We start from the raw sequence: 22098 nt of genomic DNA, 5'->3' as shown, positions 1-22098 counted from the left end.
TAGGATAGTTTCAAGTAGACGCTTTTACACTCAAACAGACAGCGGATAACAGCTGCTACCGACAGAACGCACGAGGATGCCGCCATGACGTTACGTATCGCCATCAACGGGTTCGGCCGTATCGGCCGCAACGTGGTTCGCGCGCTTTACGAGAACGGCTTTCGCCAGCAGGTCCAGGTGGTTGCCATCAATGACCTGGGCGATCCGTCGCTCAACGCTCATCTGCTCAAGCATGACACCGTTCACGGACATTTTCCTTTCGCCGTCGACCATGACGAAGAGAGCTTGAGCATCGACGGTGACCGCATCCAGATTCTCTCCGAGCGGGATCCGGCGCAACTGCCGTGGCAGCGCCTCGAGGTCGACCTGGTGATGGAGTGCACCGGGCTGTTCACCAAGCGTGATGCTGCCGCCAAACACCTCGCTGCCGGCGCCGGCCAGGTACTGATCTCGGCGCCGAGCCCGGATGCCGACGCCACCGTGGTGTTCGGCGTCAACGAGGATGTGCTGACCGCCGAGCACAAGGTGGTCTCCAATGCCTCCTGCACCACCAACTGCCTGGCGCCGGTGGCCAAGGCGCTCAACGATACCGTGGGTATCGAGAACGGCCTGATGACCACGGTGCACGCCTATACCAACGACCAGAACCTGTCGGATGTTTACCACAGTGACCCCTACCGGGCGCGCAGTGCCACCCATTCAATGATTCCCACCAAGACCGGCGCCGCTGCCGCGGTGGGTCTGGTGTTGCCGGAGCTGGCCGGCAAGTTCGATGGCCTGGCGGTGCGCGTGCCGGTGATCAACGTCTCGCTGGTCGACCTGGTGTTCAACGCCGGACGCGACACCAGCAAGGAGGAGATCAACGCCATCGTCGCCAAGGCGGCCGAGAGTTCCAAGGTGCTGGCGGTCAACGCCCAGCCGCTGGTCTCCATCGACTTCAATCACGACCCCAATTCCTCGACCTTCGACGCCAACCACACCCGCGTCAATGGCCGGCTGGTCAAGGTGATGGCCTGGTACGACAACGAGTGGGGCTTCTCCAATCGCATGCTGGATACCGCGCTGGCCATGGCAGCAGCGCGCTGATCCACCCTGTGTAGCGATATCATGCAGGCGCCGCCGCATCGCGCACTCACGGCTCCGCTCGCGTGGTGGTGCCGGCATGATGTCCTACTTCTGCTCGCCACAGGGGCGCCTTCGGGTGCCCCTGTGGCGTTTGCGGTATGGCGGGTTATGCTGGGCGCTAACGCCGCCGCCGCGAGGAGCGCATGACCCGTCTCGAATCTCCCCCTACCGCTGTGCCGCTGCAGGTGCGCGAAGTGACGGCGATAAGCGCCGTGCCGCAGGCGGACTGGAACGCGCTGGTCGACGATGATCACCCTTTCCTGCGTCACGAATTTCTCGAGGCACTGGAGGCCAGCGGTGCGGTAGAGGAGACCAGCGGCTGGGTACCGCGCCACTTGACGCTGTGGCAGGGCGAGGCGCTGGTGGGTGCGCTGCCACACTACGACAAGTACCACTCCCGCGGTGAGTACGTCTTCGACTGGGCCTGGGCGGACGCCTGGGAGCGGGCCGGCGGCGCCTACTATCCCAAGGGGCTGTCGGCGATTCCCTTTACCCCGGTGCCGGGCCCGCGTATGGCGCTGGCCAGCGGCGTCAATGCGCTATCGGCGGCGCGCGTCTTTGCTGCCTGGCTGCAGGGCTCGTCGCGTTCGAGCTGGCATCTGTTGTTCGCCGACGCTGCCCAGGTCGAGGCCTGGCAGGCCGCCTGGCCGGCACTGCTGACGCGCCACGGCGTGCAGTTCCAGTGGCAGGATCGTGGTTTCGGCGACTTCGACGGCTTCCTCGCCGCCATGACCACCAAGCGGCGCAAGGCGATCCGCCGCGAGCGCCGGCTGGTCGCCGAGCAGGGGATTACCCTGCGCCGACTGGTCGGGCGAGAGATCGACACCGCGGCCCTGGCGCACTTCTACCGCTGCTACTGCATCACTTACCTCGAGCGCGGCCAGCAGCCCTATCTCTGCCACCAATTCTTCGAGCGGCTACACGAGACACTGCCCGAGGCGCTGGTGCTGATCCAGGCCCGAGTTGCAGGCAAGCCGGTGGCCGCTGCGCTCTGCCTGCAGGGGTCGCGTACCCTCTATGGCCGCTACTGGGGCAGCGAGGTGATCGCCGACTGCCTGCACTTCGAGGCCTGCTACTACCAGGGTATCGAGCACTGTCTGGAGAATGGCTTGACCTGCTTCGATCCTGGCACCCAGGGCGAGCACAAGCTGAGTCGCGGCTTCGCGCCGGTGGCACTGCGCTCGCTGCACCATATCGCCGACCCGCAACTGCGCCAGGCGGTGGCGCGCTTCTGCGACGACGAGCGGCGTCACGTCGAGGCCTACCGACGGCAGGCTGCGCAGTCGCTGCCGTTCAAGGCGCAGTCATGACTGTCTTGGGAGCTCAGGTATCGACGTGCTCGGGACTGATCTGACGGCAGGCCTGCGAGGAGGCGCTGTGAACCCGGTCCCTGGGCGCTACTTTTGCCATCCATGGCAAAAGACCTCCTCTTCGACCTGCCGTCAGCGTCCCTCGCCACGAGCCGCTGCGATAGCCCTCTCGACGGGTTAGTCCCAAGCGGTACTGCCATCTGCTAAACATTGCCCGAACAGTGCACTCGGCTCGCGGTAGCAACGGCGTTGGTGGCATAATGCCGACCACTATTTCGTGACAGGATGTCTCCATGCTCAAGTGGCTCGCCATCGTGTTGGTCGGCCTGATTGCGCTGCTGCAATACCAGCTGTGGTTCGGCGATGGCGGCGTGGCGGAGCTTGCCGATATTCGCGCTCGCGCCGACGCGCTGGAGGCGCAGAACGTGCCGCTGCGCGCGCGCAATGCGCGGCTCGCCGCCGAGGTCATCGACCTGCAGACCGGCCTCGATGCCATCGAGGAGCGCGCGCGCAGCGACATCGGCATGGTGCGCGCCGACGAGCAGTTCTACTGGGTGCCGGGCGTCGTGGCCGAGAGCGCCATCGTTGAGCAGCGGGCCCTGCGGTCGGCCACCCAGGCTGGCGAAGAGGGCGCGCCATGAGCCGGCTGTGGCTGATCGTGCCGGCCGCCGGAGTGGGGCGGCGCATGGCCGCCGAGTGCCCCAAGCAGTATCTGCCGCTGGCCGGCAGCACAGTGCTGGCGCAGACCCTGGCGCGACTGCATGCCGCCTTCCCCGCGGCCACGCTGTGCTTGTGCCTGGCCCGCGACGACATTTATTTCGACGCCGCCATGGTGCCGTTTGCCGACTGGCGCCGTATCGGCGGCGGCGCCGAGCGGGCTGAATCGGTAGCCGCCGCGCTGACGGCAATCGCCGCTGAGGCCGCCGCCGACGATACGGTGCTGGTGCACGACGCCGCCCGGCCCTGCGTGAGCGTCGACGACCTGGCTCGCCTGCAGGCGGCGCTGGCTGATGAGCCCGACGGTGCACTGCTGGCCGTGCCGGTGGCCGATACCATGAAGCGCGCCGCGGCGGATGGCCGGGTCGCGCGCACCGAGCCCCGCGAGGCGCTGTGGCACGCGCTGACGCCCCAGGGCGCGTGCTACCGGCTGCTCTGCGATGCCCTTGCGGCGGCTCGAGCGTGCGGAGTGGCGCTGACCGACGAGGCCTCGGCGCTGGAGGCCATGGGCCGCGCGCCACGGCTGGTGGCGGGGCGCCGCGACAACCTCAAGATCACTCATCCCGACGACCTGGCGCTGGCCGAGCAGATCCTCGCCGCCCAGGCGGCGCAGCACAAGGCACTGTCATGACCCTGCGTATCGGCCACGGCTTCGATGTCCACCGCTTCGGCGAGGGCGACTCCCTGATCATTGGCGGGGTGCGGATTCCCTTCGGCCACGGCTTCGTCGCCCACTCCGACGGCGATGTGCTACTGCATGCGATCAGCGATGCGCTGCTCGGCGCCTGCGCGCTGGGCGACATCGGCCGCCACTTCCCCGACACCGACCCGGTCTTCGCCGGCGCCGACAGCCGCGAGCTGCTGCGCCAGGTGATGGGCATGGTGCGCGATGCCGGCTATCGGGTCGGCAATCTCGATGCCACGCTGATGGCCCAGGCCCCCAAGATGGCACCGCATGTCGCGGCCATGGCCGCCAATATTGCCGCCGACCTCGGTGTCGCGCCAGCGTCGGTCAACGTCAAGGCCACCACCACCGAGCGGCTTGGCTTTACCGGCCGTGGCGAAGGCATCGCCGCCGAAGCGGTAGTGCTGCTGATGGGTGACAATGGCGATGGATGAGTCCTGGCCGCGGGTGCTCGATGCCGAGTTTGGCGCGCCAGTGCCCGGTGAGTATCGTGCCGCACCCGAAGATTTTGTGGTCGAGGAGTGCCTCGACTTCGCCCCCGAAGGCCAGGGGGAACATCTCTGGCTGTGGGTCGAGAAGCGCGACCTCAGTACACTGGAGCTGGCACGTCGCCTGGCGCGGGCCTGCGAGGTCACGCCGCGCGACATCGGCTATGCCGGGATGAAGGATCGCGTGGCGGTGACCCGCCAGTGGCTGTCGGTCCACCTGCCCGGGCGCGAGGCGCCCGCCGACCTCGCCGAGCGGCTGGCCGACGCGCCGCTGGCGCTGCTCGAGCAGTGCCGCCATCCGCGTAAGCTCAAGCGCGGAGTGCATCGCGCCAACCGCTTTACACTGCGCCTGAGCGGCGCGGTGCTCGACGACCCGCGGCTCGAGGCACGCTGGCGGCGGCTGATCGAAATCGGCGTACCCAACTATTTTGGCCCCCAGCGCTTCGGCCCCGGGGGGCGGAACCTGGTCAAGGCGCGGGCGGTTCTCGCCAAGGGCTGGCGCAAGCGCCATGACCGCGAAGGCATGCTGCTCTCCGCGGCGCGCAGCTACCTGTTCAATCAGCTGCTGGCGCGGCGTATCGCCGCCGGCGACTGGGACACGCCGCTCGACGGCGAGCTGCTGGTGCTCGACGGCAGCGCCAGCCAGTTTGCCAGCGACGGTGTCGACGCTGCGCTACTCGAGCGTGCGCGGCGCCTCGACGTGCATCCCAGCGGCGTGCTGTGGGGCACTGGAGAAGCGGCCACCAGCGCCGCGGCGCTGGCCCATGAGCAGGCCGTGATCGCCGAGGAGGCGGCGCTCGCCGAGGGACTGGTGCGCGCCGGGGTGCGCATGGGGCGGCGGGCGCTGCGCGTGCGGCTCGATGAGCCAAGCCTGATGTATGATGAGGGCACCTTGACGCTGGAGTTTGCGCTGCCGCGGGGAGCCTTCGCCACCGCGGTGCTACGTGAGCTGATCGGCCATCCTAGCCTATGACATTCGACCACCATCGCCAGCGGGAGAGCGCAATGCGCAAACTATTACTGTCCAACGATGATGGGGTGCATGCGCCAGGCCTGCATGCCCTCTATCAGGCGCTGAGCCAGCATGCCCGGCTGCGGGTAGTGGCCCCGGACCGCGACAAGAGCGGTGCCAGCAACTCACTGACGCTGAGCCGGCCGCTGGCGCTCAACGCCATGGATAATGGCTTCTACAGCGTCGACGGCACGCCTGCCGACTGCGTCTACCTCGGCGTCAACGGGGTGTGGGACGACAAGCCCGACCTGGTGGTGTCGGGCATCAACCACGGCGGCAACCTGGGCGACGACGTGCTCTACTCAGGCACCGTGGCGGCCGCCATGGAGGGGCGCAACCTGGGCATGACGGCAATTGCCATGTCGCTGGTCGGCAGCCGCTACTTCGAGACCGCCGGGCGGGTCGCGGCGAGCCTGATCGGCGCCGCCGAGCAGCTGTCGCTGCCGCCGCGTAGCCTGCTCAACGTCAATGTGCCGGACCTGCCGTGGGAGGAGATTCGCGGCTTCAAGGTTACTCGGATGGGCTTTCGTGGCCCCGCCGCGCGGCCGATGAAGATAGAAGATCCGCGCGGCCGTGTGCGCTACTGGATTGCGGCGGCGGGCGAGAATGCCGATGATGGACCGGATACCGACTTTGCCGCCGTCGAGGCGGGCTATGTGTCGATTACGCCGCTACATACCGATCTGACCCGGCATGCGGCACGTGAAGACGTTCAAGGCTGGCTGGATGCACTCACCTGATTTGAGCCGAGACAGGCTGCTGGGCGTCGGCATGACCTCGCAGCGCACCCGCGACCGGCTGGTGGCGCGCCTGGCGGCGTCCGGCATTGACGACCTCGAGGTGCTCGAGGTGATCGGCCGCGAGCCGCGCCACCTGTTTCTCGACGAGGCGCTGGCGCACCGCGCCTATGAGGATACCGCGCTGCCCATCGGCCACGGCCAGACGCTGTCGCAGCCGTGGATGGTGGCGCGCATGACCGAGCTGGTGGTGGCCGAGGCGCCGCAGCGGGTACTCGAGATCGGTACCGGCTCCGGATATCAGACGCTGATCCTGTCGCGGCTGGTGCCGCTGCTGTGGTCGGTGGAACGCATTCGTGCCCTGCACCAGCGCGCCGCGGTGCGACTGCGCTGGCTGAATGCCAGCAACGTGCGTTTGCGGCTTGCCGATGGCGGACACGGCTGGCCCGAGGCGGCACCCTATGACGCCATTCTGCTGACCGCCTGCGCCAGCGAGCTACCCGAAGCGCTGCTGGCCCAACTGGCCGATGGCGGCACTCTCATTGCCCCGCTGGAGGCACCCGACGGTCGTCAATGGCTGACCCGGGTGCGCCGGCGCGGGACACGATTCGATTACCAGCGGCTCGAAGGGGTACGCTTCGTGCCGCTGCTGGAAGGAGTCATTCGTTGAAGCGTCACACCTCGATTTTTCTCAAGGGCGCCGGCATGGGGGCGGCCGATGCGGTGCCCGGCGTGTCCGGTGGCACCATCGCCTTCGTCACCGGCATCTATGAGGAGCTGATTGACTCGATCAAGCAGTTCGGCCCCAGCGCCTTCGTTGCCTGGCGACGTGGTGGCTTGGCGCAGCTTGCTTGCCACCTCAACCTGGGCTTCGTGATTCCACTGGTGCTGGGCATCGCTGCGAGCCTGGTCAGCGTTGCACACTTGGTGGTGTGGTTGATGGAGGAGCAGCCGGTGCTGCTGGACGCCTTCTTCTTCGGCTTGGTCGCCGCCTCGGCCTGGGTGGTGAGCCGCAGTCTGCCGGACTGGCGGCTGTGGCATATCCTGCCGCTGGCAGCGGGGTTGCTGCTGGCCAAGGGGCTGCCGGCGTTGATGCCGCTGATCAACCTGCTCGGTGCCGACTACCTGATGCTGGTGGTGGGCGGGGCGATCGCCATCAGTGCGATGCTGCTGCCGGGGGTGTCGGGCAGTTTCCTGCTGCTGACCATGGGCCTGTATGGCCCAGTGATGGCCGGTATCAGGGGCTTCGATCTGACCCTGATCCTGCAGTTCGGCGCCGGTTGTGCTCTGGGGCTGTTCTTCTTCTCGCGGCTGCTGTCGTGGCTGTTGCACGCCTATCACACCGCCACCCTGCAGTTGCTGATCGGCTTCATTCTCGGCTCGCTGCCGCTGCTGTGGCCGTGGCGTGAGCTGGTCAGCTACCGGCTGGGGCCGGATGAGCAGATGATCCCGCTGGATTACCGCTACCTGCTGCCCGGCGACTACGCCGTGCTCGTCGGTGGTTCGGCACAATTGATCCCCGCGCTGGCCTTGATGCTGGTAGGGCTGTTATTGGTGTTGGCGATCAGCCGAGGGAACCAGGCCCCGGCGCGCCGGCATGAGGAGGAAGGTTCAGATGCGTAAGGTTTTCTTGGTATCCGCCGTGACCCTGGCTATGACTGGCTGTGCGGCGCAGCAGGGCGGGGACACCCAGCGTGTGCAGGTGCGCGACTTGACCATGAGTCGCGAGCAGTCACCGGCCAGTCAGTACACCGTGGAAGCCGGCGATACCCTCTATGGCATTGCCTGGCGCCACGACATGGATTTTCGTGAGCTGGCTCAGCTCAACGATATCGGCCCTCCCTACCGGCTGCAGCCAGGCCAGGAGCTGCGCCTGACCGAGGGCGCCCAGGTTGCCTCGCGCAGCGACGGCGAGCGGCAGCGCGGCGCCCAGGTCACTGGCGCTGTCGACCAGCAGGACGGCGACCTGAGCTGGCTGGCGCCGGACCAGGAAGCCATCGAGCGTAACCGCCGCCTTACGGCACAGCCGCTGGAGGATTCCGGCACCAGCGGCGAGGCCCTTGAGGGCGCGGCAATGGCCGCCAGTGGCGAGGCACCCGGCGACGCCCCGGGGCCGCTGTTCGACTACTCGACCCCCGGGGCCGACGGCAGGTTGAGCGAGCGCGATCGGGCCGAGCGCGAGGCCCTGGCACGTGAGCAAGCCCAGCGCGAGCAGGCCGAACGTGACGCTGCCCCCAGTGATGCGGCGGTAGCGGCCAGTGCAGAAGAGGCCCAGCCTGAGCCAGAACAAGAGCCGCAGCTGAGTGACACACAGCCGTCATCGACCAGCGGTGATACTCAGGAGAGTGACGTCGCCGATGCCGGTACCGCCGTGGCGGGCCAGGCCGAAAGCAGTTCCAGCGAGCGCAGTCAGCGTAGCTTTACACCGGTGGCCGAGGTCGATTGGCAGTGGCCGGCGGACGGTGAATTGACCGGCCGCTTCGGCGAGGGCGGCAGCATCACCGCCGGCATTGATATCAGCGGACAAAAGGGGCAACCTGTCAAGGCAGCAGGGCCAGGCATCGTGGTGTACGCGGGCAGCGGCGTGCGAGGTTATGGCAATCTGATTCTCCTCAAGCACAACGACGAGTATCTGAGCGCCTATGCCCATAACGACACGCTCAGCGTGGCCGAGAATGACGTGGTCGACGCCGGTGAGGTCATTGCCACCATGGGCGATACCGATGCCGACGGCGTCAAGCTGCACTTCGAGGTGCGTCGCAACGGCCAGCCTCAGGACCCCCTGGAATACTTGCCATCGCGCTGATGTCGATGGCCCGCGGTACAACAACAACAGACAGCGGCGGCTCACGTTCGCGTGCCCGATGAGTCGCCGGCATGACCGGGCAGTGCACAACGGGGTAGTGATATGAGCATGATCGAACAGGATCTTCAGGACGTCGACAATGCCGAGGTCGAAATCGTCGAAGACGTCATTGATGACGAGGAAGAGAGAGGTGCCAAGGATGAGCAGGAGTTCGAAAAAGCCCTCAATCGCGAGGAAAACACCTACCACCACAGCCTCGATGCGACCCAGATCTATCTTAACGAGATCGGTTTTTCGCCACTGCTGACCCCCGAGGAAGAGGTACATTACGGCCGCCTGGCTCAGGCCGGCGACCCTGCCGGCCGGGCGCGGATGATCGAGTCCAATCTGCGCCTGGTGGTCAAGATCGCCCGCCGCTATCTCAACCGCGGCCTGTCGCTGCTCGACCTGATCGAGGAGGGCAATCTTGGCCTGATCCGGGCGGTAGAGAAGTTCGACCCCGAGCGCGGCTTCCGCTTCTCGACCTACGCCACCTGGTGGATTCGCCAGACCATCGAGCGGGCGCTGATGAACCAGACGCGCACCATCCGCCTGCCGATCCATGTGGTCAAGGAGCTCAACATCTACCTGCGTGCCGCTCGCGAGCTGACCCAGAAGCTCGATCACGAGGCGACCGCCGAGGAGATCGCCGACTTCCTCGACAAGCCGGTGTCCACGGTCAAGAAGATGTTGGGCCTCAACGAGCGGGTCTCCTCGGTGGACTACCCGATGGGCGGCGAGAGCGACAAGCCGCTGATCGAGACGCTCACCGACGACAACGACCTGGGACCCGAGTCGTCGCTGGTCGATGTCGACGTCAAGCAGCACGTAGACGAGTGGTTGGCCGAGCTCACCGACAAGCAGATGGAGGTGGTGGTGCGCCGCTTTGGCCTGCGCGGCCATGAGGCAGCGACCCTCGAGGAGGTCGGTGAGGAGATCGGCCTGACTCGCGAGCGGGTGCGCCAGATCCAGGTCGAGGCGCTCAAGAAGCTGCGTCGCATGCTCGAAAAGCAGGGCTTGTCGCTGGATGCCATCTTCGAGTGAGCTGGCGGCAGCACCGGCCATGGATATTGCGCGGGCGGCCCATGCCGCCCGCGTTGCTGAATGACCCTACGAGTACCGCCATGTCACCCAATCGTTCTTCGCTGTTTCCTCGCCGTCGCTGGCTGGTCCTGCTGATCGGCCTTGCCGCGGCCCCGGCGCATGCCTCCGATCTGCTCAGCGTGGCCCGAGATGCGCTGGCCAACGACGCCGGGCTCGCCTCGGCGCGGGCTGAACTGGAGCGGGTCGGCGCCGGTCGCGACATCGAGCGCGGCGGCCTGCTGCCGCAGCTCAGTGCCGGCTCCAGCTTGACCCACAATCGCACCTACTCGACTCAGGGACGCGGCGCACAGGTGGGAGATCCTGGCGGTGTCGGCGATGGCCTGGTGGTCGACGACGAGCAGGACTTCAACTCGTTGAGCGTCAGCCTGGATGCCAGCCAGGCGCTCTATGATGCCAGCCGTTTCGCTCAGCTCGAGCGCGCCGAGCGCCTCACCAGCCAGCAGGCGCTGTCGCTCGAGGTTGCCGAGCAGCAGCTGCTGTTCGATGTGGCCAGCGCCTACTTCGAGATCCTGCGCGCCGCCGATATCCTCGAAGCGCGGCGCTCCCAGGAGACCGCCATCAGCCGCCAGCTGGAGCAGGCCGAGGAGCGCTTCGAGGTCGGCCTGACGGCAATCACCGATGTGTTCGAGGCGCAGGCCTCTTTCGATCTGGCGCGAGCCCAGCGGATCGCCGCCGAGAACGCCCTGCAGATCAGCTTCGAGGCCCTCGAGCGCCTCACCGACCAGCGCTATGCGAGCATCGACGGCCTCTCCGACGAGCTGCCGGTAGAGCCACCGACACCGGCCGAGCGCAATGCCTGGGTCGAGATGGCGCTCCTCAACAGCCCCATGCTGATGATGGCCGAAGCCGGTATCGAGGTGGCGCGTAGCGACCTCGACATCGCCCGTGCCGGGCGTCTGCCGACCCTCGAAGCCTTCGCCAACTACCAGTACTCGGATACCGATCGCAGCGGCGTGTCGGGTTACAATTCCGATAGCCAGTTGGGGCTGCGCGCCAGCGTGCCGCTCTACACCGGCGGTACCACCAGCGCTCAAATCCGTCAGAACACCTTCGGCCTTGAGGTCAGCCAGTACGATTTCGAGGCCCAACGCCGCGACACCGTGCAGCAGGTGCGCTCGCTATATACCCAGGTCAGCAACGACGTGGAGACCGTCGAGGCGCGCCGTCAGGCGATCGCCTCCAATCAGAGCGCGCTGGATGCGACGCGCTCCGGCTACGAGGTCGGCACGCGCAATATCGTCGATGTGCTCAACGCCGAGCAGAACCTGTTCAATGCCATCGCTGACCATGCCGAGGCGCGCTACGACTACGTACTCGGCCTGCTCGAGCTGAGGCAGCAGTCCGGGACCCTCGACGGCGAGGCGATCCAGGGTGTGAACCAGTGGCTCGATGCCAGCCAGGGGATCTCCCTGGATCTTCCCGACGAGGAAGGTGGTCGTGACCCGGCGCTCGACATCGGCACGCGGCCAACGCCTCCTTCCTGAGGGGTATTTGTCGGTTATAAGTCTTATTTTAGATGAAAACGCCATGTCTTATTCTTGATATGGCGTTTTTATCCGTGTAATTGGCGAATGAATGACAAATAATTATGGCGCCTTTTTTATGCATTGGAGTCCTCGATGGCCCGCCCGCTGATTGCCGACATCGACCTCGACGCGCTGCGTCACAACTACTGCCTGGCTCGCGATCTGGCACCCCACAGCCGCGCCGTCGCGGTGCTCAAGGCCGATGCCTACGGCCACGGCCTGGTGCCCTGTGCCAAGGCGCTGGCCGACGTGGCGCCGGCGCTGGCGGTGGCCTGCATCGAGGAGGCCGAGGTGCTGCGTGCGGCGGGCATCGAGACGCCGATCATGCTGCTCGAGGGGTTCTTCGAGGCCGCCGAACTCGAGCGCATCGACGCCCTCGGGCTGTGGAGTGCGGTACACAGTGCCTGGCAGGTCGATGCGCTACTCGCCTATCGCCCGGCGCGGCCACTGCCGATATGGGTCAAGGTCGACTCGGGTATGCACCGACTGGGGTTCCCCCCCGAGCAGTTGGCTGCCCAGTGGGCGCGGCTCGCCGCCGCCGATGACCGGGTCTGCGACCTGCACCTGATGAGCCACTTCGCCACCGCCGACAGCGTCGATCCCAGTTACTTCCAGTACCAGCTGGACATCGTGGGGGCGATTGCCGATGAGCTCGGTGCGCCCACTTGCCTGGCCAATTCGCCGGCCACGCTGGCCTGGCCCGAAGCCCACGGGGCCTGGAACCGGCCCGGAGTGATGCTCTACGGCAGCGACCCGCTGGAGACGGCCAGCGACGTCAGTCGCCGGCTTGCCGCGGTGATGACGCTGCGCTCCGAGGTTATTGCCCTGCGCGAGCTGCAGGCGGGTGAACTGGTGGGCTATGGTGGCCGCTGGCGGGCAGCGCGCCGCTCGCGGATCGCCGTGGTTGCCGCCGGCTACGGCGATGGCTACGACCGTCACGCCGAGGACGGGACCCCGGTGCTGGTCAATGGGCAGCGTTGCGCCATCGCCGGCAAGGTGTCGATGGACATGCTGACGGTGGATGTGACCGACGTTCCCGACGCCGATATCGGTAGCGAGGTGGTACTGTGGGGTAGGGCCAGCAACGGTGCGCTGCTGTCGGTGGACGAGGTGGCGCGTCACTGTGCCACGATTAGCTATACGCTGCTTACCGGGGTGCTGCCGAGGGTCCCGAGACGGTATCATGGCGGCTGATTTCAGCCGCGAGACCACCATGTCCAAGGATGCTCCCTCGTCGTTTCTCCATCCCCGCTACTGGGGCGCCGCGCTTGCCATCGGCCTGATGCGCGTTGGTGCCTGGCTGCCGTGGCGACTCAAGCTGGCCATGGGGCGCTGCATCGGCTGGCTGGCCTGGCGCCTGGCCAAGCGCCGGCGGCGGATTACCGAGACCAATATCGCGCTGTGCTTTCCCGAGCTCGACGCCGACGCCCAGCGCCGGCTGGTGCGCGAGACCTTCCTGGCCAATGGCATCGGTATCCTCGAGACTGCCACTGGCTGGTGTCGCGATCCGGAGCATCTGCGCCATCGCGTGACCTTCAAGGGCCAGGAGCACATGGCCAGGGTACAGGCAGAGGGCAAGGGGGCGCTGATCATCGGTGTGCACTTCTCCACCCTGGACCTAGGGGGAGCGCTACACTCGCTGTTCTTTCCCGCCGACGTGGTCTATCGGCCGCACAACAACGCGCTGTTCGAACGCTTCATGACCCGCGCCCGCAAGCGCATCTTCGGCACCGCCATCGATCGCCATGACCTGCGTGGGGTGGTTCGACGCATCAAGGCCGGTCACGCGGTGTGGTATTCCCCCGACCAGGATTTCGGCCGCGATGTCAGTGTCTTCGCGCCGTTCTTCGGCGTCGATGCGGCCTCCATCAAGTTGACTGCCAAGATCGCTCGCATGACCGGCGCGCCGGTCATGCCGCTGATCTTTCACCGCAACCCGGACAACCGCACCTACACCCTCGAGTACCTGCCACCGCTGGAGAACTTCCCCAGCGGCGATGAGGTTGCCGACGCGGCGCGCATCAACGCCTTTATCGAGGCGGCGATACGCAAGCACCCCGAGCAGTACCTGTGGCTGCACCGGCGCTTCAAGACCCGCCCCGAGGGCGAGCCCGGCTTCTACTGACGCGTCGCATCAAGCTGGAAGTGCGGCGCTTCGCGCTTCCAGCTCCGGCGAAGCCGATCAGGCGTCGATACGCTTGTACTTCATGCGCTTGGGTGTATCGCTGCCGACCCGCTTGCGGTGATCCTCTTCGTACTCCTGATAGTTGCCCTCGAAGAACACCACCTGGGAGTCGCCCTCGAAGGCCAGGATATGGGTCGCGATACGGTCGAGGAACCAGCGATCGTGGGAGATGATCATGGCACAGCCGGGGAAGGCCAGCAGCGCCTCTTCCAGCGCCCGCAATGTCTCGATGTCGAGGTCGTTGGAGGGTTCGTCGAGCAGCAGTACGTTGGCACCCTGCTTGAGGGTCTGGGCCAGCTGCAGGCGACCGCGCTCGCCGCCGGAAAGCTCGGATAGGCGTTTCTGCTGGTCGTTGCCCTTGAAGTTGAAGCGTCCCACGTAGGCGCGTGACGAGACTTCGTAGCCGTTGATGTTGAGTATGTCCTGTCCATCCGACACCGATTCCCAGACCGTCTGCTTGTTGTCCAGGGCATCGCGCAACTGTACGACGTGGGCGATCTCGACCGTATCGCCGAGCACCACCTCGCCGCTGTCTGGCTGCTCCACGCCATCGATCAGCTTGAACAGCGTCGACTTGCCCGCGCCGTTGCCGCCGACGATGCCGACGATGGCGCCCTTGGGGACGCTGAACGACAGGTCTTCGTAGAGCAGCTGGCCATCGAAAGCCTTACTGACGTCATGGAACTCGATGACCTTGTCACCCAAGCGTGGGCCGGGTGGTATATAGATCTCGTTGGTCTCGTTGCGCTTCTGGAAGTCGCCCGACTGCATCTCTTCGAAGCGGTTGAGGCGCGCCTTGCTCTTGGCCTGACGGCCCTTGGCGTTGCTGCGCACCCACTCCAGCTCCTGCTTGATGGCCTTGTTCTTCGAGGCTTCCTGTTTGGCCTCTTTCTCCAGGCGACTCTCCTTGGCCTCGAGCCACTGCGAGTAGTTGCCCTCGAAGGGAATCCCCTGGCCGCGGTCGAGTTCGAGAATCCAGCCGGCTACGTTGTCGAGGAAGTAGCGGTCGTGGGTGACGGCAACCACGGTGCCTGAATAGTCGTGGAGAAAGCGCTCCAGCCAGGCCACCGACTCGGCGTCGAGGTGGTTGGTGGGCTCGTCGAGCAGCAGCATGTCGGGGCTCGACAGCAGCAGGCGACACAGCGCCACGCGGCGGCGTTCACCGCCGGAGAGGTTGCCCACCTTGGCATCCCAGGGTGGCAGGCGCAGCGCCTCGGCGGCGACCTCGAGCTTGCGCTCGATGTTATGGGCATCCGCGGCCTCGATGATGTTCTCGAGGCGTGCCTGCTCGCTGGCCAGGGCGTCGAAGTCGGCGTCCGGCTCGGCGTAGGCGGCGTAGACGGCGTCGAGCTTCTCTTGAGCAGCTTTGATCTCGCCCAGCGCCTCTTCGACGGATTCACGGACGTTCTTGTCGTCGTCGAGCTCAGGCTCCTGGGGCAGGTAGCCGACGTTGAGGCCCGGCATGGGGCGGGCCTCACCCTCGATTTCAGTGTCGACACCGGCCATGATGCGCAGCAGGGTCGATTTGCCAGAGCCGTTAAGGCCGAGCACGCCGATCTTGGCGCCGGGAAAGAAGGACAGCGAGATGTCCTTGAGAATATGTTTCTTGGGGGGCACGACCTTGCCCACCCGGTTCATGGTGTAGACGTATTGCGCCATGGGATTCCATCTAAGTTGCGGGGTTTCAGTGGCCACGATGATAGTGGCCAGGGCGGCGAATGGCTAGTTTACCCCAGTGGCGCCGCCCATGATGATGCCGCGCTTGGCGCTACTCCTCTTCGTCGTCGAGTCGCCAGTCGTCCTCGATGGCACGCCTCAGCCGGCGCTCCTCGAGCAGACTCTCGACTTGGCGGCGTGCGCGCAGGGTATCGGCACGCGACGTGCTGCGGGTGCGGGTTTCCTGCTCGGACGAGTAGCTGTCATCGTTGACGGCATCGAAGCCGTCTGCGTCGTCGCTGAGGGTGTTGGTGAGATGATCTCGGCGCATGCGATGCCTCCCATGACCGTTCGAAAGATCGATAGGGCTATCTCGACGCAGTGGTCGATGATAGCGGTCAATGGCAGAACATGGCTGCCATCAGGATGCGGCGGCATCCTGATGGCCTTATAGCCTCGACGGGGGGTGAGCACAAGAGGGTAGGGCGAGTTTTTTTCGCGGGCCAGGCGTAGGGTCGGTCAATGGCCCTGTTCGGCGCGCAGCCGCTCGACCTCGAGCTGCGCCTCGACGCGCTCGGTGACGTCTTTCTGGACGCCGATGTAGTAGGTCAGCTGGTCGGCGTCATCGTATACCGGCGTGATCGACAGCTCGTTCCAGAACAGCGTGCCATCCTTGCGGTAGTTGCGCAGCACCTCGCGACACGGCCGGCCGTCGGCCAGCGCCTGGCGAATGTTGTCGAGGCCCGGCTGGTCGCGGTCATCGTTCTGCAAAAAGCGGCAGTCGCGGTACAGGATCTCGTCGGCGCTGTAGCCGGTCAGGCGCTCGAAGCCCTGATTGACATAGATCAGGATGTTCTCATCACCCTCCTGTTCGGCCACCACGATGCCGTCTTCCGAGGCATCGACGATGCGTTCCAGCAGAGCTGGGCTGATCATTGGCGGTCTTTTCATGCGCGCGCGTTCCTATCGGACCCTGATTCGTTGGCTATCATCTGGCTACATAATGGCCAGACGTGGCTGGCATTTCAATGTGTTGCCACTTTAATGAAGCAAGCAGCTCACTGTTCTACCTCAGGCAATCGCTGTGCGCTGGCGGCGGCGCACAATGCGGTGGCTGCCAGTATCGCCAGCAGCGCGGTAGTGCCTAGCCACTGGGCCAGCGCGCCTATGCCGCCGCCCACCAGCAGCATCAGGGCTCCGGTGAGGGTATTCGACAGCGCCACGTAAAGCGCCCGTTGGTCCTGGCTGGCCATGTCGACCAGATAGGTCTTGCGGCCCAGGCGCACGCCGGCGTGAACCATGATCAGTAGCCCGTAGCCCAGCGCATAGGGCCAGACCGTTTCGCTCCAGCCGCCGGGTAGCCAGGCGGCGGCCGCGACCAGCAGGCAGCACAGCGTGGTTCCCAGGCCGGCATCGCGCATCACCCGGCGGCTCGAGGCGTCGGCACGCTTGCCCCATAGCGGGCTTGCCAGCATGCCAGCAAGGCCCGAGACGACAATCAGGATACCCAGCCCGCCCAGTTCGGTACCGCTCTGCTGCTGGCCGAGCAGGGCGATATAGGGCAGCGCCAGGGCGCTTGCGAGCAGCAGGGCACGGGCCACATTGAAGTGCCGGAAGGTGTGATCATCGCGCATCAGCCGCAGTCCGAGCTTGATGCTGTCCCAGGCGTTTTCACCACCTTCCACCGCACCGGGTGACTCGACGATGCGCGCCGCACATAGGGCGTTCAGCGCCCAGCCCAGCGCTGCGATGATCAGCAGCACGGCCAGCGCCAGCTCGCCGGGGCGCTCATCGAACAGCATCAGCACCGCCCCGGCGGCGAGGGTCACGGCGCCCGCTACGCTGCCGCTCCAGCCCATCAGCGTGCCGCGCCGCTGCTTGCTGATGGTCTTGCCGAGCACGTCCTTGGTGGCAATCGACGATAGCCCTCGGGCCAACGACAGTGCCACCAGCACGGCCAGCACCAGGGCGCCGCCCAGCCCGCCGCTGCCGAACAGCGCCAGCAGTGCCAGCAGCAGCGCTGAGGCGGCCTGCAGGACACCGCCCATGACCCAGGCCCACTTGCGCTGCGGCTGGAGGCGAATGAAGCCGGCCACGAACAGCTGTGGCAGCAGCGAGCCGGATTCGCGGATCGGTACCAGCAGGCCGACCATCCACACGGGCGCGCCGATCACCCCCATCAGCCAGGGCAGCACCAGTCGCGCACTGGAGAGTTCATCGGCCAGCTTGTTGCCCAGTGCCGCCAGCAGGTGGAGGAAGAAATTGCGCGGCTGCTCAGCGCAGGCCTCCTCGGGGATGTCCTTGCACATGCGGCTGTCGTCGTCGCCGGTCAGCCATTCGAAGAGGCGGGTCTGGCTGATGTCGGGGGCGGCCATGCGCGCTCCTTGGCTGTTATCATCGACCTTTCATTGTTGCGACAGGTTGACCGCGATGTCACGCATCCGTATTCACTACTGCACCCAGTGCCAATGGCTGCTACGCAGTGCCTGGCTGGCCCAGGAACTGCTCTCGACCTTCGGCGAGGCTTTGGACGAAGTGGCGCTGGTGCCTAGCCACGGTGGCCATTTCGAGATCTTCTATGACGATGAATCGATCTGGGAGCGCAAGCGCGACGACGGCTTTCCCGACAGCAAGGCGCTGAAGCGGCTGGTACGTGACCGCCTAGACCCTGAGCGCGATCTGGGCCACATCGATCGCTGAGGGCTGTTCAGGTGGGGGCGCTGCCGGTGTGATGGGAGATACGCTAATGCACGCCGTCGAGGGCTTGTTCGAGCGCTTCACAGCAGCCGGAGCGTTGCAGTTGCTGCAGCGCCTGCTGATTGATTCTGCCAGGTGGTCGGTACCCAAGATGCCGATAGTCATGACACTCTTCCTCTTATGCCTAGGATGCTCTCTGGGCTCGACTCGAGACAGGCTGAAACTGTTGAAATGCTAATCCGGCGAGGATCAGAGCGAGGCCGATCGGCGTTGAGGGCAGTAGGGTCTCTCCCAAAACCAGGAAAAGGATGAGCAGCGAGATAGGCGGTGCCAAGAAAATCAAGCAGGATACTCTCGCCGTACGAGTGGTTTTGTTCATGGCGCTTTGCCAAAGAAGGAAGGCTAGCCCCATTTCGAAAAGACCTACGTAGACCCCCGCTGATATACCCGCCAAGGGTAGATTTCGCCAGTCAGAAAACAGTAGTACGAGTAGCGTCAGCACTGGTACTGCAATGCTGAAATTCTGCCACTGGGCTAACAGGGCAGGGCGCTTGTCGCGTGTATTCATTAGCCAGTAAAAGGCCCAGAGTAGGGTCGAGAGCAACGCCATTCCAACCCCTAGTGCATCCGAGAAACGCATGCCTAGCAGGTCGCCACGGGTAGCAATCACCAGTACCCCGCTGTAGGCGATCAGTCCAGCCAGTACATCGTAACGCGTCAGGCGGTGGCCAAGAATGGGTACGGCCAATAGGGCCATGGTCAGCGCCCAGGTGTAGTTCAGGGCCATGGCTTCCTGGCCGGCCAATCGGTCATAGGCAATGAGCAGAATCAAGTAGTAAGCCACAGGATTCATCAGGCCGGCCCACAGGGCCGTTCGCCAGCGAGTGGTCGCCGCTTCGCGCAGCGTGCCTTGCTGCCACAGCAGCCCGGTCATCAGTAGCCAGGAGACACAAGCGGCAATCCATACCAGCTCTAGCGGGGTGAGATAGCCCAAGGCGACTTTGAAGGCCGTTGCCACTGTCGACCACAGCAGCACGGCCCCTAGCCCCAGCAGGAGAGCTTGCTGATCAGAGTTCATCTTGCCTCCCGCAGCGCTACTGTGTGCCACTATTCCGTGCACTCTTTCGCGCTCATGTTGTTCGAAAATTCGTCAGCGAGTATTGGGTAAGGTCTGTTGCTGGGCCTGGGCGCGCCCTTCGAGTATTGAAACGATCCCTTCGCAGGCCTCCAGGATATGGGCCTCGAGCAGCTGGCACGCTTGCTCTATTCGCCCTTCGCGGGAGAAGGCCAGCAAGGTGTGGTGTTCTCGCTCGGCCTTCTCGATTTCCTGGGTATAGAGGAGTTGCATGCGTATATAGCGGTCCGACTTGGTGTTGAGCTGGCTGATGATCGCCATCGTCTCAGGCAAGTTGGCGGGAGCGTATAGCGCTTGATGGAATACGAAGTTGTATTCGCTCCAATTATCGATCTGCCCTCTGGAGTCGAGTGCCGCATCGTATTTACGCAATATGCCCTCGGCGTCATCGAGCTGCTCTTCGGTGAGGTTGGGGATGGCGCGTTTCAACATGTACGTCTCGAGTAGCACCCGCAGCTCGAAGAGCTCACGAATCTTGGCGATCGAAAGCTCTGTCGTGAATGCCCCGCGATGCGCATGAAACTCTACTAGCCCTTCCGACTCCAGGGCCAGCAGGGCTTCTCGCACGGGGATCCTGCTGACGTCGTAGTCCTTGGCCAAGGCGTCCTGGCGTAGCTGTGACCCTCCTGGAAACTCACCTCCCAGGATGCGCCCACGGAGGTCGTTTGCAACGAACTGTGCTCGTGTCTTATACGCTGGCATGGCCTTGATCCGCTCGAAGAATGTTATTGCACACTGTATACAAACTGCGGAAAACATTCATTATCATGCTGCGCCGTGAGTCGCCGCGCTACTTCTCGAGGCCCGGTCTTGCAGGCTGCACCAAGGCCTCGCTGCGATAGCCGCCAGTCACGGCAGATCCCTCACGCGGCCTGGAGAGAGGAAGACCACTGCGCGTACCATTTGCGGAACAGCGCGTACTGGGCTTCGATATAGTTGCGCTGGGCATCACTCAAGGCATCGGTTTCATTGAAGTGCAGCGCGTACTCATGGTCGCCGTTAAGCACCATGAGATGCTTGTAATAGAGCACCAGGTCCGGGCCTTCATCGAAGGATGACAATACGCCTAGTGCCGCATCGAGTTCCTGCGCCAGAAGGCGCGCTTTAGCATCACCTTGTGCAGCTTGCTTACTCAGTGACACCAGGTGCAAGACTTCGCGAGGTAGCGCGTTGCCAATACCGGTGATCGCGCCCGTCGCGCCGCAGTTGACGAAGCCATGGAATACCGTAGTGTCGACACCCACCATCAACGTGATGTCATCGTCTCTGGAGGTAATGTTTTCTGCGGCGTAGCGCAGGTCGTCGGCACCACCGAATTCCTTGAAACCGATCAGGTTTGGGTGCTCCTGGCGCAGCGCGAAGAACAGATCGGCGCGGGTAGCGAAACCGTAGTACGGGCTATTGTAGATCACCGCCGGAAGATCAGAGGCTGCACCCAAGATGGCGGAGAAGTGAGCTCTTTGGGCTGCAGCGGAGGTGCCCCGTGACAGGACGCGGGGGATCACCATCAAACCCTGCGCGCCCACCTTGGCAGCATGAGAGGCGTGAGATACGGCCTCCCTGGAGTTGACGGCGCCGGTACCGACGATCGTGGGGATGCCCGCTTCGACCAGTCGTGCCACCCCTTCCTGCCGCTCGGCCTCGGTTAAAAGCGGCCAGTCACCCATCGAACCGCAGTACACCACACCGCTCATGCCGGTATCGATTAGCTCGCGGCCTTTGGCGACGAGGGCATCGAAATCGGGCTTGCGATCTTCGCTGCAGGGAGTCATCAGGGCGGGAATGCAGCCGGTGAAAATACTCGTGCTCATCGTGTTTCCTTTGTCGTTGTACAAGTCAGTCTCTACTGTTGGTCGGTGCCTAGGTGAAAGAGGCCTGCTGCTCAGTAGCGATATGCTGGAGTCACGGCAGGCGGGTCAAACCGCGGCAGTCAAGACGGTGTAATACCCCAGGCAAAGGGGTCCTGCTTATCGATAAATAGCGTGGTGTCGGCACTCAGGTAGGCTCGCCCCGTGATATAGGGGCGAATGCGATTCCCCTCCCGCTGGTAGTACGCCTCGAAAAGGCTGCCGGTAATACTGGCCTGCACCCAGAGGGTCTCGGGTGCCAGCTTGCCATCAGCAGCCAAGCAGGCCAGCTTGGCGCTGGTTCCCGTACCACAGGGCGACCGGTCATACGCCTTGCCGGGACACAGCACGAAGTTGCGGCTATCCGCCACAGTGTCCTCGGCAAATAACTCGATATGGTCGATAAGCGCACCGTCCTCGCCGCTGATCGACTGCGCTTCCAGTGCCTGGCGTATTGACCAGGTGAAGGCCGTCAGCGCCTCGGCGTTTTCCAGTTTCAATGCATGGTCGTGCTCTTCGACAAGGAAGAACCAGTTGCCGCCCCAGGCGATATCGCCGTGGACCAGGCCATATCCGGGCACCTCAACGGGTACCCGTTGGCGATACCGATAGGCCACTACGTTGCGCACGGTGACAGCGCCATCGTCGTGCAGCCTCGCCTCGACAGGCCCCACGGGGGTGTCGATCGTGTGAGCGCCGGGCTCTATCAGATCGAGATGGTAGAGGGATGCCACCAAGCCGATGAGGCCGTGACCGCACATCCCTAAGTAACCGGTGTTATTGAAGAAGATCACGCCACAGGTGGCGTACGCCGACTCCGGCTCGCAGTAGAGCGCGCCGACGAGCACGTCATGACCGCGCGGCTCCAACATGCAGGCTTGCCGCCACTCATCGTGCGAGTCGCGCAGCGTATCCCGTTTCTCCTGAAGTGTGGCTCCAGCGAGGGCGGGGAAGCCTTCCATAATGAGTCGCGTTGGCTCCCCACCCGTATGAGAGTCGATGGCACGCACGCGTTTCATGTGTTGCTCC

General features: G+C 64.7%; 23 protein-coding genes. 15 read left to right on the top strand and 8 right to left on the bottom strand.

The features are described 5' to 3' along the window. Positions 1-84 precede the first annotated feature (84 nt). The 14 genes from gap to lpxL all read left to right on the top strand — a co-directional run bounded on the left by gap (position 85) and on the right by lpxL (position 13674). On the top strand, positions 85-1086 hold the full coding sequence (gene gap, locus CK498_RS12190) for a type I glyceraldehyde-3-phosphate dehydrogenase (RefSeq protein WP_095621123.1): 1002 nt from the start codon (positions 85-87) through the stop codon (positions 1084-1086). A gap of 182 nt (positions 1087-1268) precedes the next feature. Then, positions 1269-2435: a GNAT family N-acetyltransferase gene (locus CK498_RS12185; protein WP_095621122.1), complete on the top strand. Its 1167-nt coding sequence runs from the start codon at positions 1269-1271 to the stop codon at positions 2433-2435. A gap of 293 nt (positions 2436-2728) precedes the next feature. Further along, positions 2729-3076 (top strand): cell division protein FtsB, encoded by a 348-nt coding sequence (ftsB, locus tag CK498_RS12180; protein ID WP_095621121.1) that lies wholly within the window; start codon positions 2729-2731, stop codon positions 3074-3076. After that, positions 3073-3783: a 2-C-methyl-D-erythritol 4-phosphate cytidylyltransferase gene (gene ispD, locus CK498_RS12175; protein ID WP_095621120.1), complete on the top strand. Its 711-nt coding sequence runs from the start codon at positions 3073-3075 to the stop codon at positions 3781-3783. The genes ftsB and ispD overlap by 4 nt, the downstream gene beginning before the upstream one ends. 2 nt (positions 3784-3785) lie before the next feature. Beyond that, complete coding sequence (gene ispF, locus CK498_RS12170; protein ID WP_095621327.1) at positions 3786-4271, top strand: 2-C-methyl-D-erythritol 2,4-cyclodiphosphate synthase; 486 nt, start codon at positions 3786-3788, stop codon at positions 4269-4271. Then, positions 4258-5298 (top strand): tRNA pseudouridine(13) synthase TruD, encoded by a 1041-nt coding sequence (gene truD / locus CK498_RS12165; protein ID WP_407645850.1) that lies wholly within the window; start codon positions 4258-4260, stop codon positions 5296-5298. The genes ispF and truD overlap by 14 nt, the downstream gene beginning before the upstream one ends. 32 nt (positions 5299-5330) lie before the next feature. Next, a complete protein-coding gene (surE, locus tag CK498_RS12160) occupies positions 5331-6077 on the top strand; it encodes a 5'/3'-nucleotidase SurE (RefSeq protein WP_095621119.1) in 747 nt (248 codons plus the stop codon). Continuing rightward, positions 6064-6744, top strand: coding sequence for a protein-L-isoaspartate(D-aspartate) O-methyltransferase (locus tag CK498_RS12155; RefSeq protein WP_095621118.1), 681 nt, complete (start codon positions 6064-6066; stop codon positions 6742-6744). Before surE ends, CK498_RS12155 begins: the two co-directional genes overlap by 14 nt. Next, entirely contained in the window at positions 6741-7697 is a 957-nt protein-coding gene (locus CK498_RS12150; RefSeq protein WP_407645849.1) for a DUF368 domain-containing protein, read from the top strand. Before CK498_RS12155 ends, CK498_RS12150 begins: the two co-directional genes overlap by 4 nt. After that, a complete protein-coding gene (locus tag CK498_RS12145) occupies positions 7690-8880 on the top strand; it encodes a peptidoglycan DD-metalloendopeptidase family protein (RefSeq protein WP_095621116.1) in 1191 nt (396 codons plus the stop codon). Before CK498_RS12150 ends, CK498_RS12145 begins: the two co-directional genes overlap by 8 nt. Positions 8881-8982: 102 nt before the next feature. Then, positions 8983-9963, top strand: coding sequence for an RNA polymerase sigma factor RpoS (gene rpoS, locus CK498_RS12140; RefSeq protein WP_095621115.1), 981 nt, complete (start codon positions 8983-8985; stop codon positions 9961-9963). 80 nt (positions 9964-10043) lie between these two features. Then, positions 10044-11507: a TolC family outer membrane protein gene (locus CK498_RS12135; protein WP_095621114.1), complete on the top strand. Its 1464-nt coding sequence runs from the start codon at positions 10044-10046 to the stop codon at positions 11505-11507. 135 nt (positions 11508-11642) lie between these two features. Beyond that, positions 11643-12743, top strand: coding sequence for an alanine racemase (gene alr / locus CK498_RS12130; protein ID WP_095621113.1), 1101 nt, complete (start codon positions 11643-11645; stop codon positions 12741-12743). Between the two features lie 19 nt (positions 12744-12762). Further along, positions 12763-13674: an LpxL/LpxP family Kdo(2)-lipid IV(A) lauroyl/palmitoleoyl acyltransferase gene (gene lpxL, locus CK498_RS12125; protein ID WP_095621325.1), complete on the top strand. Its 912-nt coding sequence runs from the start codon at positions 12763-12765 to the stop codon at positions 13672-13674. 57 nt (positions 13675-13731) lie between these two features. Here lpxL and ettA read toward each other — a convergent pair whose 3' ends face one another. The 4 genes from ettA to CK498_RS12105 form a co-directional block, all read right to left on the bottom strand. Beyond that, complete coding sequence (gene ettA / locus CK498_RS12120; protein WP_095621112.1) at positions 13732-15393, bottom strand: energy-dependent translational throttle protein EttA; 1662 nt, start codon at positions 15391-15393, stop codon at positions 13732-13734. 109 nt (positions 15394-15502) lie between these two features. Further along, positions 15503-15721, bottom strand: coding sequence for a PA3496 family putative envelope integrity protein (locus CK498_RS12115; RefSeq protein WP_095621111.1), 219 nt, complete (start codon positions 15719-15721; stop codon positions 15503-15505). A 188-nt stretch (positions 15722-15909) separates the two neighbouring features. Continuing rightward, the gene (locus tag CK498_RS12110; RefSeq protein ID WP_095621110.1) at positions 15910-16341 is read right to left on the bottom strand and encodes a PAS domain-containing protein; all 432 of its coding nucleotides are present in this window, start codon (positions 16339-16341) and stop codon (positions 15910-15912) included. Between the two features lie 107 nt (positions 16342-16448). Further along, positions 16449-17765 carry an MFS transporter gene (locus CK498_RS12105; RefSeq protein ID WP_095621109.1) on the bottom strand — a complete coding sequence of 439 codons (1317 nt, stop codon included), beginning with the start codon at positions 17763-17765 and terminating at the stop codon, positions 16449-16451. Positions 17766-17820: 55 nt separating this feature from the next. On the opposite strand from CK498_RS12105, the gene CK498_RS12100 reads away from it, so the two are divergent. Then, a complete protein-coding gene (locus CK498_RS12100; RefSeq protein ID WP_095621108.1) occupies positions 17821-18090 on the top strand; it encodes a SelT/SelW/SelH family protein in 270 nt (89 codons plus the stop codon). Between the two features lie 181 nt (positions 18091-18271). On the opposite strand, the gene CK498_RS12095 is transcribed toward CK498_RS12100, so the two are convergent. The 4 genes from CK498_RS12095 to CK498_RS12080 all read right to left on the bottom strand — a co-directional run bounded on the left by CK498_RS12095 (position 18272) and on the right by CK498_RS12080 (position 22088). Continuing rightward, a complete protein-coding gene (locus CK498_RS12095) occupies positions 18272-19165 on the bottom strand; it encodes a DMT family transporter (RefSeq protein WP_095621107.1) in 894 nt (297 codons plus the stop codon). A 72-nt stretch (positions 19166-19237) separates the two neighbouring features. Beyond that, entirely contained in the window at positions 19238-19924 is a 687-nt protein-coding gene (locus tag CK498_RS12090) for a GntR family transcriptional regulator (RefSeq protein ID WP_095621324.1), read from the bottom strand. Between the two features lie 161 nt (positions 19925-20085). After that, on the bottom strand, positions 20086-21033 hold the full coding sequence (locus CK498_RS12085; RefSeq protein ID WP_095621106.1) for a dihydrodipicolinate synthase family protein: 948 nt from the start codon (positions 21031-21033) through the stop codon (positions 20086-20088). A 119-nt stretch (positions 21034-21152) separates the two neighbouring features. Then, positions 21153-22088 carry a 4-hydroxyproline epimerase gene (locus CK498_RS12080; protein WP_095621105.1) on the bottom strand — a complete coding sequence of 312 codons (936 nt, stop codon included), beginning with the start codon at positions 22086-22088 and terminating at the stop codon, positions 21153-21155. Positions 22089-22098 lie beyond the last annotated feature (10 nt).

Source organism: Halomonas salipaludis (genome assembly GCF_002286975.1).
GTDB lineage: Bacteria > Pseudomonadota > Gammaproteobacteria > Pseudomonadales > Halomonadaceae > Franzmannia > Franzmannia salipaludis.
The sequence above is the reverse complement of the archived record's forward strand: the minus strand, read 5'-3'. Positions and strand labels throughout refer to the sequence as shown.